This is a genomic window from Ralstonia edaphi (assembly GCF_958350185.1).
Lineage (GTDB): Bacteria > Pseudomonadota > Gammaproteobacteria > Burkholderiales > Burkholderiaceae > Ralstonia > Ralstonia edaphi.
The window spans coordinates 288,313-301,877 of sequence record NZ_CATWHI010000002.1 but is presented as its reverse complement, the minus strand read 5'-3'; the positions used below and the strand labels follow the sequence as shown (position 1 = coordinate 301,877).

Sequence of the window (13,565 nt, the reverse complement as noted above, 5' to 3'; positions counted from 1 at the left end):
AATCGCTTAAAAGGCCCTCAGGCAAACGCCGAGGGCCTTTTTCTTTGTCCGCTCTCTGTGCGGCCTTTCCCGAACGCTCGTCCGAAACGTCCGGCAAAACTTTCCCGCTGGCGCAAAAAAGAGACACCTCCCGTCGATCCGTCTCCATCCTTCCGCCGGACGGCGGGTGCGCGACTGGGTCGGAAACGCATTTCGTCCAATACTTTGCACAATGCGTTGTTGCGTCACGACGAGAAAAGCTGCCGCTACAAACGTACCGCCCCAGGCCGGTGCCATGCGCATCTCTGCGTTATCACGGTTGGCGCCGCGCTGAAATGCAGGGATATCCCCCTCCTGTAATGGGCGTGCGCGCGGGAACTCGCGCCGATCGGTTACGTACCAACCTGCGAGCGCGCGGCGGATGTCATGGGTACGCTTTCTGCTGTGCTCGGTGTAGCCGACCGTCGTGGTGCATGGGCTGATGCATCGTGCAAGGTTCGTTTAGCACTTGATGCAGTCGAGCGCTAACGCAATCGCGACGTGTTGTGCACCGTTCCAGGTCGTCAACCGTTCTTGTGATCATCGGTGATTCGTCTACAGTGGAATCAGCAACGCACGCAAGAACTAGCCTGGCTCTCGCTTGTTGGTGTGGAGTAGGGAAGAAATCTACGGGGGAGATATGGATATTTTCCGCCACTACGCAACGCGTTTTGAAGCTCGCAAAGAGGACGAGTACAGCATCCAGGAGTATCTGGATATCTGCAAAAAAGACTCGACCGCCTATGCGACTGCCGCCGAGCGCATGCTCACCGCGATTGGTCAGCCTGAACTGGTGGACACCCACCACGATCCTCGGCTGTCACGATTGTTCTTCAACAAGGTCATCAAGATCTACCCGGCCTTCCGGGAGTTCTACGGCATGGAAGACACGATCGAGCAGATCGTCTCCTTCTTCAAACATGCCGCGCAGGGCCTTGAGGAACGCAAACAGATCCTTTACCTGCTCGGGCCTCCGGGCGGCGGCAAATCCTCGCTTGCCGAGAAGTTGAAGTCGTTGATGGAGCAGATCCCCATCTACGCACTGAAGGGCTCGCCGATACACGAGTCCCCGCTTGGGCTGTTCTCGCCCGAGGAAGACGGCAAGATCCTGGAGGAAGACTACGGTATCCCGAGACGCTATCTGAACTCGATCGCTTCGCCGTGGGCGGTCAAGCGGCTGCACGAGTTCAATGGCGATATCACGCGTTTCCGCGTGGTGAAGCTGCATCCTTCGGTGTTGTCGCAGATTGCGATCTCCAAGACCGAGCCGGGCGACGAAAACAATCAGGATATTTCGTCGCTGGTCGGAAAGGTCGACATCCGCAAGCTGGAGGACTATCCGCAGGACGATCCGGATGCGTATTCGTATTCGGGCGGGCTGTGCCTGGCCAACCGCGGGCTGCTCGAGTTCGTCGAGATGTTCAAGGCGCCGATCAAGGTGTTGCACCCGCTGCTGACTGCCACGCAGGAAGGCAACTACAAGGGCACGGAGGGTTTTGGCGCAATTCCGTTCGATGGCGTCATCCTTGCCCACTCGAACGAGGCGGAGTGGCAGAGCTTCAAGTCGGATCGCAACAACGAGGCGTTTCTTGATCGGATCTACATCGTCAAGGTGCCGTACTGCCTGCGCGTGTCGGACGAGGTGAAGATCTACGACAAGCTGCTGCGTAACAGCTCGCTCGCGGCGGCGCCCTGCGCGCCGAACACGCTGAAGATGATGGCGCAGTTCGCGGTGCTCACGCGCATCAAGGAGCCCGAGAATTCCAACATCTTCTCGAAGATGCGCGTGTACGACGGCGAGAGCCTGAAGGATGTCGACCCGAAAGCGAAGTCGTATCAGGAATACCGCGACTTTGCCGGCATCGACGAGGGCATGACGGGCTTGTCGACGCGCTTTGCGTTCAAGGTGCTCTCGAAGGTCTTCAACTTCGATGGGACGGAAGTGGCGGCCAATCCGGTGCACTTGCTGTACGTGCTCGAGCAGCAGATCGAGCGCGAGCAGTTCCCACCGGAGACGGAATCCAAGCTGATGTCCTATATCAAGGAGTACCTCACGTCGCCGTACGTGGAGTTCATCGGCAAGGAGATTCAGACATCGTATCTGGAGTCCTACTCCGAGTACGGGCAGAACATCTTCGATCGCTACGTGGTGTTTGCCGACCTTTGGATCCAGGACCAGGAATATCGCGATCCGAACACCGGCGAGATTCTTGATCGCAGTGCGTTGAACGACGAGCTGGAAAAGGTGGAAAAACCGGCGGGCATTTCGAACCCGAAGGACTTCCGCAACGAGATCGTCAATTTCGTGCTGCGGGCGCGGGCCAAGAACGGGGGCAAGAACCCGGTCTGGACGAGCTACGAGAAGTTGCGCGCGGTGATCGAGAAGCGGATGTTCTCGACCACGGAAGATTTGCTGCCCGTGATCTCGTTCAATGCCAAGTCGTCGCACGACGACAAGGAAAAGCACGAGAACTTCGTCAACCGCATGGTGGAGAAGGGCTACACCCAGAAGCAGGTCCGCTTGCTGGTGGAGTGGTATCTGCGCGTCAGGAAGTCATCTTAAGGAGATCACGAGAGGGCAAGGACACCCAGCGAACTTCCAATCGAGGGCAGTTACATGGGCACGATCATTGATCGGCGGGAGAACGGTGGCGGCAAGAGCACCGTCAACAAGCAACGCTTCATCAAGCGTTACCGAGACCAAATCCGCCGCGCGGTGGCCAAGGCCGTGACGGGCCGCAAGATCATGGACATCGAGCAGAGCGGGCAGGTGTCCATTCCCGTCAAGGACATCTCGGAGCCCATGTTCCACCACGGCTCGGGCGGGCGCCGCGAGGGCGTCCACCCGGGCAACAAGGAGTTCATTCGCGGCGACAGCTTCGATCGCCCGCAGCAGGGCAGTGGCGGCTCTGGCTCGCAGGCCAGCGACTCGGGCGAGGGCGAAGACGATTTCATCTTCACGCTCTCGCGCGAGGACTTTCTCAACTTCTTCTTCGAAGACATGGCGTTGCCCGATCTTGCCAAGCGCAGCCTGGCCAAGATCGCCGAGGTGCGCAAAGTGCGCGCGGGTTTCTCGCTCGATGGCACACCGTCCAACCTGTCGATTCTGCGCACGATGCGCAGCTCGCTCGGTCGCCGTATCGCGTTGTCCAGCCCGTATCAGCGCCGCCTGCACGAGTTGGAACGCGAGTACAACGAAGAACTGGAAAACGACGGCCCTTACAGCGTATGCGCGCAAGAGCTGATGAAGGAGATGCGCCATCTGCGCTCGTGCCTTGATCGCGTGCCGTTCATCGAAAAGCTCGACCTGCGCTACAACAATCGCGTCCTGCGCAAGCGACCGCAGGCGCAGGCGGTGATGTTCTGCGTGATGGACGTGTCCGGCTCGATGGACGAATCGCGCAAGGACTTGGCCAAGCGTTTCTTCATGCTGCTCTATCTGTTCCTGAAGCGGAACTACGAACGCATCGACGTCGTCTTCATCCGTCACCACACCGTGGCCAAGGAGGTGGACGAAGAGGATTTTTTCCACTCACGCGAGTCGGGCGGCACTGTCGTGTCGAGCGCACTCAAACTGATGGCGGAAGTGATTCAGGAGCGCTATTCGCCAAGCCAATGGAACATCTATTGCGCGCAGGCTTCGGACGGCGATAACTGGGCGGGCGACTCGGAGCTGTGCGCCAAGATCTTGCGCGAGTCGATCCTGCCGCTGACGCAGTATTACGCCTATGTCGAGGTGGTCTCCACGGAGCCGCAGAACCTGTGGGAGGAGTATCTTACGTTGAAGGCCGGGCACGAGAACTTCGCAATGCAGCGCATTCTCAAGGCGGATGAAATCTATCCGGTGCTGCACGAGCTGTTTCAGAAGCGCGCCGCCTGATCGCTGATTGGGCAGCAGCAGGTTGCTCCGGCTCGGCACCGCTGTGCAGTGGCAGCGTGAGCCATGGCGAGCACGCCACCTGTGACCCTGTGTGATGGACCAACGGGAACGAGCATGGCCTACCTATCTACGGGCTCGGAATGGACCTTCGAGCTGATCAGGCGCTACGACCAAAGCATCGCCCAGATTGCCGCAGACTTCGGTCTGGACACGTATCCGAACCAGATCGAGATCATCACCGCCGAGCAGATGCTCGACGCCTACGCGTCGTCCGGCTTGCCGCTGGGCTACAACCATTGGTCGTACGGCAAGCACTTCCTGGCATCCGAACGCGGCTACCAGCGCGGCCTGATGGGGCTGGCCTACGAGATCGTCATCAATTCGAACCCCTGCATCGCCTACCTGATGGAGGAGAACACGATGCCGATGCAGGCGCTGACGATCGCGCATGCCTGCTATGGCCACAACTCCTTTTTCAAAGGCAACTACCTCTTCCGCACGTGGACGAACGCCGACGCCATAGTCGACTACCTGCTCTTCGCTAAGAACTACGTGGCCGAATGCGAGCAGCGCTATGGCGAGCAGGAGGTGGAACTGCTGCTCGACTCCTGCCACGCATTGCAGAACTACGGGGTCGATCGTTATCGGCGGCCGAAGAAGCTGTCGATCAATGAAGAGCAGGCCCGTCAGGCGGAGCGCGAGAAATACCTCGAAGCGCAGGTGAACGACCTGTGGCGCACGCTGCCCACGCACCGGACACGCGCGCTGGCGACGGCCGACGACGTGCCGGAGCCGGAGCCGCAATTCCCGCCCGAGCCGGAAGAGAACCTCCTGTACTTCATCGAGAAGAACGCGCCCAAGTTGCAGCCGTGGCAACGAGAGATCGTGCGCATCGTGCGCAAGATCGCGCAGTACTTCTACCCGCAGCGGCAGACCAAGGTGATGAACGAAGGTTGGGCCACCTTCTGGCACTACACCATCCTGCACAAGCTGTACGACGAGAAGCTCGTCAATGACGCCTTCATGCTCGAGCTGCTGCAGGCGCATACCAACGTGATCTACCAGCCGCCGTTCAACAGCCCGTACTACAGCGGCCTGAATCCGTACACGCTCGGTTTCCTGATGTTCCAGGACATCCGCCGCATTTGCGAATCTCCTGAGGAAGAGGACTACCGCTGGGCCCCCGAGATTGCCGGCAGCGACTGGCAGAAGACGCTCGACTTCGCCATGCGCAACTTCAAGGACGAGAGCTTCCTGCTGCAGTTCCTGTCCCCTCGCGTGATCCGCGAGTTGAAGCTGTTCTCGGTGCTCGATGACGACCGCGACGCGAGGCTGCGCGTCACCGCAATCCACGACGACGATGGCTACCGCAAGATCCGCGAGTTGCTGGCAGGGCAGTACGACCTGTCGAACATCGAGCCCAATATCCAGGTGACCAACGTCGACGTAGGCGGGGATCGCTCATTGACGCTGCGCCACCTGCAAAGCAACCGCCGGCCGCTTGGACCGAACTACGAAGAGATGCTGCGGCACGTCGTGCGCCTGTGGGGCTTCACATGCCGGCTGGAGGTGGTCTATGAAGACGGCCGACGCGAGATGAAGCACGAGTGCAAGCCTGACTAGCCCACGCCCGTTTCCACGAGGCCAGCCTTGCGCTGGCCTTCTTTTTGTCCATCGCAGACGCGGATGTCGACCATGCTGCTCACGACCCAGCTACATGCCGAAGCGGAAATGGCCGCTACGCAGCACGATGTTGTGTGAGTCCGTCAGCTTGAACAGCGAGCGCGCCATGTCTTCAATGGTGCCGCGATGCGATTCCATGGCTTGCAGAAGGTCTTCCTGCCGCCACGAGCGCGCGCCGAAATGTTCTTCGAGCGCTTCGGCCGTCACGGCATAGCAGGCCGGGCGGCCGTCGACGCTGGCGGTGCAGGTGAGGGTGAGATCCGCGGCGCAGTAGCGTGGCGGGCTGGCGTGGAATTCGATGGTTTCCATGGGCGGCCTCCATGAAAAAACGGCGATGCACCGTGCGCCGCCTTCCAACCAGTGTATGGCGTGGTTGCGTGAATGCAATGTCGCCGCTCAGTGTTTTCACCGGCGGCGTAATCCTGGCCCGCAACGTCCGACCAGGGCGGCGGCCACGGGGAGGCGAGCGGCGCTACATCGCACACATCTGCAGACGGGCAAGGCTCGCCTTGCAACGCGACAGCCACAGCGCCGCTTCTGTCCGATTGTTGACGCCAATCTGCCGGAACAGCGCGTACAGATGGTTCTTGATTGTCCCTTCGGCCACGTTCAGTACGCGACAGATCTGCTTGTTGGATTTGCCCTCTGCAAGCAGTTGCAGCACCTCATGCTGCCGTGGCGTGAGGCGGCGCCAGAGTTCGGCCGGGCTTTCTCCTGAGCCTTGGCGCGGATCGTCGGGTGAGAGATTGCTGATGGGCGGCAAGTAGACCGCGCCGGAGGTAATGCGCTGCAGGGCTTCGAGCAGAACGTCGGCCGTGGCTTGCCGGTCGACCACGCCCGCGGCACCGAAGCGCAGCGCGTCGCCCACCACGTGCCGCCCGACCGCTTGCACCGTCAGCAACACAGGCACTTCCGGCAACACCGCTTTCAGCTCCGATAAACGTTGTCGTGCGTCGTCGTCTTCTGCGCTCCATTCCATCACGACGGCGCTCGGTTCGGCTTGCATGCAAGCCGGCCCGATTTGCGCCGTGTAGTGCGTATCGATAAACACACCCTGTGCGTCGAGTGCATTCAATACATTGGACACACCTGCCGCAAAAAGCGGCAAGCTATCGATTACCAGAATATTCATCGACCCCTCGTACTTCAGTTAATTGTTTTCAGTGAAACCGATTATTTTGTAGAGTGGGATCGACCCGGATGCATTGAAACGGAAGTTCAGTGCCGAAAGTCACGGGCTGCCTATCGCCATGTACTGGGCCGCTGTACCGTGGCCTTGGCTGGGACTTTCGAGGCATCGAACCTTGGCGGGAAAACTCTTACTTTGGATTCGGGCGCACAAACCTGTGCGTCGAAATAATTCAATGTGAGGAGTTTTAAATGGACAACGGACTTATCGGGTCGGTTATCAATGCGCTGCCGATCGACAAGATGATCTCTGCGCCGCTGCAGGCCATGATCGCAGCGCAAACCTCGGCGGCAAAATCCTATGCGGATTTTCTGTTGCAGGTCTGTATTCAGAACGGCAAAGCCGTTGCGGTGCAATTTGACTACGACGAAACCATCGTCGACGAGAAGGGCGTGTCGCAGGGCACGATCCAGAAGACGATGCGCATTCCGCTGCTGTGCGCGGTCGTGCATCCGGTGATCGCCATCGAGGAAGGCACGATCGACTTCGAGTTGGAGATTTCGCAGTCGGAGAAATCGTCGTCCACCACCGAGGCGGAAGGGTCGTTCCAGGCCAAGCTGGGCTGGGGCCCGTTCAGCGTGTCGGTGTCGGGCCGCGCTTCGCACAAGTCGGAGCAGACACGCAGCACCGATACGCGCGCCAAGTACTCCTTCCACACCCAGGTCAAGCGCCAGAACCCGCCGGAAGCGCTGATGCGCGTGATGGAGTTCTTGACTGACGCGGCAACCAAGCCGGTGGTCGTCAAGGGCAAGGAGAACGACGTCAAGCCGCTGCCGGCCACGCCGACCGACGGCACGATGATCGGCGAAAAGGTGCCGGCTGGCGGCAATGCGCCGGCCCCAGCTCCGGCAAATTCGTAAACCGCCACGGCGATGGACACCGGCCGGCCTCCCCACGGCCGGTGTCCTGATCGGTGCGCGCCCGCCGCGCGCCGCCCATTGATCTCATCGATCCGACCGACCCGACACCATGTTCAATCTCTTCAGCCGCCGCGGGCGTGACGATGGCCGTGCGTCGTCAGCGCCCGCCACACCGACCGCGCCGCCAGCCAGTTCGCCACCGGCGCCAGCTGCGTCTTCCGATGCCGCGCCGTTTTCCGAGACTGCGTCCGACACGCCTCCACCATCGCCGCCGAGTTCGTTGCCCCCTGGCGGCGGCACCGGCGGTGGAAGCAACAGCCACGGTCATCCAGGCGTGAATGGTCTGACGCTGGACGACATCACGCGCGGCATGCAGCACGCCGCAGCCTCCGCCAACCAGATGCTCGCGCAGCAGTACACCACGCTGCTCGACCAGTTTTTCGACGCCGACGAGAGCGGCACGCTGGTCGCCCGCGAGGTGGAGCTCGCGCTCGACAGTCAGCACCGGCTGGCGCTGCCGCTGGTATCGCTGGCGATGCCGCGCGGTCTCGCACTCGACGAAATGACGGTGAACATGACCGTGCGCAGCGACCTCGCCGAGGCCTTGCCCCTGCACGGCGCGGCCGCCGGCGGTGTTGGCCGGTTCTACGTTTCGCTTGCGCCGCATTCCCAGCGTGAGATCGGCCGCGACAGCGAGCACATCGACATCGAAATGAAGTTCACCGCGCTGCAGCCGCCGGAAGCCGTGATGCGCGTGATCGACGAATACACGAATCGGCTGGTGCCAAGGCCCCTGCAGCCCAATGCCGCGGGTTCCGACGGCCCCGGCACCACCAGCACGCCCCAGGAGAAAAGCGATGAGCACTGAGCACAACCCGCGCACCACAGGCGAGCGAGGCCTCGCGCTGATCAAGGAATCGGAAGGGCTGCGTCTGTCGACGTATCTGGATGCGGTCGGCAAACCGACCATCGGCTACGGCCACCTGATTCGGCCCGGCGAGACCTTCAACGGGCCGATCTCTCAGCAACAGGCCGAAGCGCTGCTGCGCAAGGACCTGGCCGACACCGAGCAGGGCATTGCCAAGGCCGTGCGCGTGTCGATCACGCAAGGGCAGTTCGACGCCCTGGCGTCATTCGTCTTCAACCTGGGGGCGGGGCGGCTGCGCTCGTCGACGCTGCTGCGCAAGCTCAACGCGGGCGACTACGCCGGCGCAGCCAACCAGTTCCTGCTGTGGGACAAGGCCGGCGGCAAGCCGCTCAAAGGGCTGACGAAGCGTCGTCAGGCCGAACGCAAGCTGTTCCTGTCCTGATTCACCACCACGTTACTTCAACGTTCAACGGAGAAGCTCGCATGCATACCGAACCGATGTCCGTGATTCCCACCACCCGTCCGCGCCGCTTGTATCGCGTGCTGACATGGCTTGCCGCCGCTGCCGTTGGGATCGGCATGTCCTACGCCCGCGCAGCCGACGCCGGAGCCTCTACGTGTACGGCCGAGGTGCAGCGCATCCGCGTCGAACTCGGAAGCCAGGATCTTCCGACATTCAACGATCAAGCCGGGGGCTACCTGGCCCACACGCTGAATCAGCTCTACGCCTATGGCACGTTGCCCAACCGCTACGTGCCGGAGCGCCAAGCCAACTGGGAGCCTGGCGCAAATCGCCCCGTCATGATGCAGAAGCGCAGCATCGGCGGGGATGCATGGGCGCAGACCGGTCTGCTGCAGGCGGATATCGACGATGGCCTTTCCAAGCGCGGCCCGCTGCGGCTCGTCTATGCGCAGGACGGCAAGCCGCAGTACGTCACGACCACCGCCGCAAATGCGCCGCAGATCCCGACGCAGCGCTGCGCGGGCAAGTGAGCGTGTGCGCGGGTGCGTCAGGCTTTTGCCTGGCGCGCCATTTCGACGCCCTTGTTGGCCAGCGCATCGGCGCGCTCGTTGCCGGGGTGGCCGGCATGGCCCTTGACCCAATGCCAGCTCACCTCATGTCCGGCGACCAGTTCATCCAGCGTGCGCCAGAGGTCGTCGTTCTTGACCGGCTTCTTGTCGGCCGTCTTCCAGCCGCGTGCCTTCCAGCCGGCCAACCATTCGCTGATGCCTTTCTGCACGTACTGCGAATCGGTATATACCTGCACCCGGCATGGCCGCTTCAGCGCGCGAAACGCCTCGATCACGGCCATCAATTCCATGCGGTTGTTGGTGGTCAGCGCTTCGCCGCCAAAGAGTTCTTTTTCGTGGCTGCCCGAGACGAGCACGGTGCCCCAGCCTCCAAGGCCGGGGTTGCCCTTGCACGCGCCATCGGAATAAACGGTGACTTCCTGCATTGAGAAACGATGGGTGATCAGTGAGTGGAACGGGCGCGCTCAGACGCCCGATTTGCCGTCACGCGCGGTGGCCGATGGCGCCTTGGTCGAATGCGAGCCCGAAGGTGTCGCGACCGGCGTACCGGCCGGCACCAGCGCCGGCGATTTGCGCGTCTTCCATGCCGGGCCGACCAGGCGCATGGTGCGCACGCGCTTGACAGCCTGCAGCATGTACACCGCGCCGAAGATCGGCCACCAGCGGTCACCGGCCTTTTCCATGAAGGCGGTGCGCTGCAGCCATTTGTCCGAGCGATTGGGCGGGCAGTAGCAGCCGAAACGGCCGCGCACGATATCAAATCCAAGCAGCTTGAGCCAGTCCTTCAGACGCGTGAACGCAATCATCTGGCTCTGCGCGGGCAGAAACGATTCCGTGCCCAGGCGTCGCATGCCCTGTCGCATGCCCCATAGGCTGAGCGGGTTGAAACCGGTGATGACGAGACGCCCTTCCGGCATCAGCACGCGCGCCACTTCGCGCAGCACTTCGTGCGGATCGTCGGTGAACTCAAGCACGTGGGGCAGGGCGACGAGATCGATGCTCTGGGAGGCAAAGGGCAGTTCGTCATAGCGGCAGATCACGCGGGGCTTCGCTTGGCGCAGGGGGGCGCTGGTGTCGGGCTCGGAGTCGGCAGCATCGGCGGAGTCGGCCGGGTTGCCGTCCATCGGGTCGAGCGTCTCGGTGGGGGCCGTCGGATCAATGTCGTCCACCACGCGGGCGATCAGCGGGATGCGGTTTTCGCGCAGCGCCCCAAAACCGGGGTGGCCGAGCTGCAGCGCGTGATAGCCAAACATGTCCGCCACCGTGCGATCGAATTGAGCCTGCTCCCAGCGCAGGACATATTGCCCGGGCGGCGAAGCGAGCCAGTGGTGCCAATCTATAATGCGACGATCGTTAGAGGAGTCGGACATGGTCCAGGGTGGTGTGCCGCGTGGTGTAGCGCTTGAGGTGGAGGCGATCGCTGCGTTTGCCGACAATTATATTTGGGCACTACACGATGGCCGAGTGGCTGCTGTCGTCGATCCGGGCGACGCGCAACCGGTGCTGCGCTTCCTGAAGGAGAGGGGGCTCGCGCTCGGTGCCATTGTAATCACACATCATCATGGCGATCACGTCGGCGGGGTGCGCGAACTGCTCGCGGCGTATCCGGAGAATCCCGAAGGAGCGCCGCTGCCGGTCATCGGCCCAGCCAACGAATCGATTCCGTGCCGCACGCAGGCCGTGCGCGAAGGCGATGTCGTCACGCTCACGCAGCCGGCCGCCACATTCCGGGTGCTCGACGTGCCGGGTCATACCAGCGGTCACGTTGCCTATGTGGGGCACCTTCAGGGTAATGCCGCATCGGCGAGCCTGTTTTGTGGCGATACACTCTTCGCTACCGGTTGCGGCCGGCTTTTTGAAGGGACGCCTGCGCAGATGCGCGCGTCGCTGGCCAAGCTGGCGGCGCTGGCGCCTGATACGCGTGTCTATTGCGCGCATGAATACACTGCATCGAATGTGCGCTTTGCGCGTGCAGTCGAGCCTGGCAACGCCGACTTGGCAGCCTGGGAGGATGAGGTAACGGCGTTGCGGGCCGAGGGCCGCTCGACTGTACCCACTACCGTTGGCCACGAGCGCGCGACCAATCCCTTCATGCGATCGGATGACGCCAATGTGACGCAGGCCGTGGCGCGCCATGCCGGTATCGACACCGATGATCCGGTTGCGGTATTCGCCGCGCTGCGCCAGTGGAAGAACGATTTCCGTTGAGAAACCTCGGCGCGCGGTGATGGCGCCGCCAGATGTGATGCATCCAGCAGGCGCCACGCCGGGTGAACGCGGGTTGACGCGGTCGGATGCGTTTCTTACTATCTGGGGCAATTTTTAGCCCTAACCCCACAGGACTTGATGCGATCCGTGCGACTTCTTGCGGCAACTGTGCTCAGTCTGCTCCTTGCGGCCTGTGCAACGGCTCCCGGGCCGAATGCCGACACGGCCAGCACCAGTGCCTCCTCCGCCACCGGTCAATCCTCCGCGCCGGTCGTCAATGTCGATCAGCAGCCCGTCGCCTCCCTGAAAGGGCCGGCCAAGGACCTCTGGGCGCGCATTCGCCAAGGGTTTTCCATGCCCGACCTGCAAAGCTCGGCCGTGGATGATCGTACCGACTGGTATGCGCAGCGCCCAGACGCGTTCCGCCGCATGGTGGACCGCTCCAACCGCTACCTGTATCACATCGTCGAAGAGCTGGAGCGGCGCAACATGCCCACCGAGCTGGCCCTGCTGCCGTTCGTGGAAAGCGCGTTCAACCCGCAGGCGGTGTCGAGCGCCAAGGCTGCCGGAATGTGGCAGTTCATCCCGAGCACCGGCCGAACCTACAACCTCAAGCAGAACGTTTTCCAGGACGAGCGCCGCGATGTGCTGGCCTCGACCGACGCTGCGCTCGACTATCTTTCCAAGCTGCACGACCAGTTTGGTGACTGGCAACTCGCGCTGGCCGCCTACAACTGGGGTGAAGGCGCGGTGGCGCGGGCGATTGCGCGCAACCAGGCCGCCGGCCTGTCGACCGATTACGTCAACCTGAACATGCCCGCCGAGACGCGCATGTACGTGCCCAAGCTCCAGGCGGTGAAGAACATCATCGCCAACCCGGAGCGCTACGGCGTTACGCTGCCGGATATCCCGAACCACCCATATTTCGTCACCGTCACCACGTCACGCGATATTGATGTGACGCTGGCGGCCAAGCTGGCGAATCTGCCGATGGACGAATTCAAGGCGCTGAACCCGTCGTTCAACCGGCCGGTGATTCTCGGCGCGTCGAACCCGCAGATTCTTCTGCCGTACGACAACGCAGAAACATTCCAGTACAACCTGAACACCTATCGCGGCGGGCTTTCCAGCTGGACGGCCGTGACGGTTGGCAATCGCGAGCGTGTGGAAGCGCTGGCGGCCCGACTCAAGGTCGACCCCGACACCATTCGCGAGATCAACCGTATTCCGAAGGGCATGCGTTTGAAGGCGGGCTCGACCGTGGTCGTACCGCGTGCCGACGGCGCCCAGGAAAACGCACCCGACATCAGCCCCGAGCTGGCCGAGAACGCCACCATGGCGGTCGAACCCGACATGCCGGATCTGAGAAAGGTGGTGGTGCGCGCGGGCAAGCGCGATACGGTTGCAGGTCTGTCGCGACGCTACGGCGTGTCGGTTGCCCAGATTCGCGCGTGGAATCAGCTTCCAGGCGACGCCATCCCGAAAGGGCACAGTGTCGTGCTGATGCTGCCGCAAGCGCGCGGTGGCAGTCGTGGCGGGCATGTGCGTGTGATGCGGGTATCGGCCGCAACGTCGCGCGCCGCAACGGCAACCCCGCGCGTGCCGACTGCAAAGGTGGCCGGCAAGCCGGTGGTCAAGGCCAAACCGGTGGCCACCTCATCCAGTTCGGTCAAGCGCAAGAAGCGCTGAGGCTGGCAAGAAAACGGCGTCCTTCGGGGCGCCGTTTTGTTTTTGGCCCGCCGGTAAGACCTGCGTAAGTTGGCCGCCGCACAGTAGGCGCATACAGTACATCCAAGATCGAGCCATCGCAGACGATGGCCAGGAGAC

General features: G+C 62.2%; 13 protein-coding genes. 9 read left to right on the top strand and 4 right to left on the bottom strand.

The genetic code is table 11. The features are described from left to right. Window positions 1–658: 658 nt before the first annotated feature. The 3 genes from R2669_RS06550 (at window position 659) to R2669_RS06540 (ending at window position 5,521) form a co-directional block, all read left to right on the top strand. Window positions 659–2,581: a PrkA family serine protein kinase gene (locus R2669_RS06550; RefSeq protein ID WP_004634293.1), complete on the top strand. Its 1,923-nt coding sequence runs from the start codon at window positions 659–661 to the stop codon at window positions 2,579–2,581. A 54-nt stretch (window positions 2,582–2,635) separates the two neighbouring features. Next, entirely contained in the window at window positions 2,636–3,898 is a 1,263-nt protein-coding gene (locus R2669_RS06545; RefSeq protein WP_316899302.1) for a YeaH/YhbH family protein, read from the top strand. 114 nt (window positions 3,899–4,012) lie between these two features. Then, window positions 4,013–5,521 (top strand): SpoVR family protein, encoded by a 1,509-nt coding sequence (locus R2669_RS06540; protein ID WP_147213837.1) that lies wholly within the window; start codon window positions 4,013–4,015, stop codon window positions 5,519–5,521. Window positions 5,522–5,611: 90 nt separating this feature from the next. On the opposite strand, the gene R2669_RS06535 is transcribed toward R2669_RS06540, so the two are convergent. Both R2669_RS06535 and R2669_RS06530 read right to left on the bottom strand, forming a co-directional pair. Further along, window positions 5,612–5,890 (bottom strand): DUF1488 family protein, encoded by a 279-nt coding sequence (locus R2669_RS06535; RefSeq protein WP_316873427.1) that lies wholly within the window; start codon window positions 5,888–5,890, stop codon window positions 5,612–5,614. A 163-nt stretch (window positions 5,891–6,053) separates the two neighbouring features. Further along, entirely contained in the window at window positions 6,054–6,713 is a 660-nt protein-coding gene (locus R2669_RS06530; protein WP_316899300.1) for a response regulator transcription factor, read from the bottom strand. A gap of 248 nt (window positions 6,714–6,961) precedes the next feature. On the opposite strand from R2669_RS06530, the gene R2669_RS06525 reads away from it, so the two are divergent. The 4 genes from R2669_RS06525 to R2669_RS06510 all read left to right on the top strand — a co-directional run bounded on the left by R2669_RS06525 (window position 6,962) and on the right by R2669_RS06510 (window position 9,491). Further along, complete coding sequence (locus R2669_RS06525) at window positions 6,962–7,630, top strand: DUF2589 domain-containing protein (protein ID WP_316889427.1); 669 nt, start codon at window positions 6,962–6,964, stop codon at window positions 7,628–7,630. Window positions 7,631–7,739: 109 nt separating this feature from the next. Then, a complete protein-coding gene (locus tag R2669_RS06520; RefSeq protein WP_316889425.1) occupies window positions 7,740–8,498 on the top strand; it encodes a DUF2589 domain-containing protein in 759 nt (252 codons plus the stop codon). Next, window positions 8,488–8,940, top strand: coding sequence for a lysozyme (locus R2669_RS06515; protein WP_012762196.1), 453 nt, complete (start codon window positions 8,488–8,490; stop codon window positions 8,938–8,940). Before R2669_RS06520 ends, R2669_RS06515 begins: the two co-directional genes overlap by 11 nt. A gap of 41 nt (window positions 8,941–8,981) precedes the next feature. Further along, window positions 8,982–9,491 carry a hypothetical protein gene (locus R2669_RS06510; protein WP_316899298.1) on the top strand — a complete coding sequence of 170 codons (510 nt, stop codon included), beginning with the start codon at window positions 8,982–8,984 and terminating at the stop codon, window positions 9,489–9,491. A 17-nt stretch (window positions 9,492–9,508) separates the two neighbouring features. Here R2669_RS06510 and rnhA read toward each other — a convergent pair whose 3' ends face one another. Further along, on the bottom strand, window positions 9,509–9,955 hold the full coding sequence (rnhA, locus tag R2669_RS06505) for a ribonuclease HI (protein WP_009240904.1): 447 nt from the start codon (window positions 9,953–9,955) through the stop codon (window positions 9,509–9,511). A 39-nt stretch (window positions 9,956–9,994) separates the two neighbouring features. Then, window positions 9,995–10,900 carry a class I SAM-dependent methyltransferase gene (locus R2669_RS06500; protein ID WP_316899296.1) on the bottom strand — a complete coding sequence of 302 codons (906 nt, stop codon included), beginning with the start codon at window positions 10,898–10,900 and terminating at the stop codon, window positions 9,995–9,997. On the opposite strand from R2669_RS06500, the gene gloB reads away from it, so the two are divergent. Then, window positions 10,899–11,738, top strand: coding sequence for a hydroxyacylglutathione hydrolase (gloB, locus tag R2669_RS06495; RefSeq protein WP_316899294.1), 840 nt, complete (start codon window positions 10,899–10,901; stop codon window positions 11,736–11,738). The genes R2669_RS06500 and gloB overlap by 2 nt on opposite strands. A gap of 138 nt (window positions 11,739–11,876) precedes the next feature. Next, a complete protein-coding gene (locus tag R2669_RS06490; RefSeq protein ID WP_316899292.1) occupies window positions 11,877–13,427 on the top strand; it encodes a transglycosylase SLT domain-containing protein in 1,551 nt (516 codons plus the stop codon). The last annotated feature ends 138 nt before the right edge of the window (window positions 13,428–13,565 follow it).

Bases quoted from the DNA above. Each gene is read 5' to 3' on its own strand.
- R2669_RS06525 (WP_316889427.1), top strand. From the start codon at position 6,962: ATGGACAACGGACTTATCGGGTCGGTTATCAATGCGCTGCCGATCGAC.
- R2669_RS06515 (WP_012762196.1), top strand. From the start codon at position 8,488: ATGAGCACTGAGCACAACCCGCGCACCACAGGCGAGCGAGGCCTCGCG.
- R2669_RS06545 (WP_316899302.1), top strand. From the start codon at position 2,636: ATGGGCACGATCATTGATCGGCGGGAGAACGGTGGCGGCAAGAGCACC.
- R2669_RS06540 (WP_147213837.1), top strand. From the start codon at position 4,013: ATGGCCTACCTATCTACGGGCTCGGAATGGACCTTCGAGCTGATCAGG.
- R2669_RS06530 (WP_316899300.1), bottom strand. From the start codon at position 6,713: ATGAATATTCTGGTAATCGATAGCTTGCCGCTTTTTGCGGCAGGTGTG.
- R2669_RS06550 (WP_004634293.1), top strand. From the start codon at position 659: ATGGATATTTTCCGCCACTACGCAACGCGTTTTGAAGCTCGCAAAGAG.
- R2669_RS06500 (WP_316899296.1), bottom strand. From the start codon at position 10,900: ATGTCCGACTCCTCTAACGATCGTCGCATTATAGATTGGCACCACTGG.
- R2669_RS06510 (WP_316899298.1), top strand. From the start codon at position 8,982: ATGCATACCGAACCGATGTCCGTGATTCCCACCACCCGTCCGCGCCGC.
- R2669_RS06490 (WP_316899292.1), top strand. From the start codon at position 11,877: ATGCGATCCGTGCGACTTCTTGCGGCAACTGTGCTCAGTCTGCTCCTT.
- R2669_RS06535 (WP_316873427.1), bottom strand. From the start codon at position 5,890: ATGGAAACCATCGAATTCCACGCCAGCCCGCCACGCTACTGCGCCGCG.
- gloB (WP_316899294.1), top strand. From the start codon at position 10,899: ATGGTCCAGGGTGGTGTGCCGCGTGGTGTAGCGCTTGAGGTGGAGGCG.
- rnhA (WP_009240904.1), bottom strand. From the start codon at position 9,955: ATGCAGGAAGTCACCGTTTATTCCGATGGCGCGTGCAAGGGCAACCCC.
- R2669_RS06520 (WP_316889425.1), top strand. From the start codon at position 7,740: ATGTTCAATCTCTTCAGCCGCCGCGGGCGTGACGATGGCCGTGCGTCG.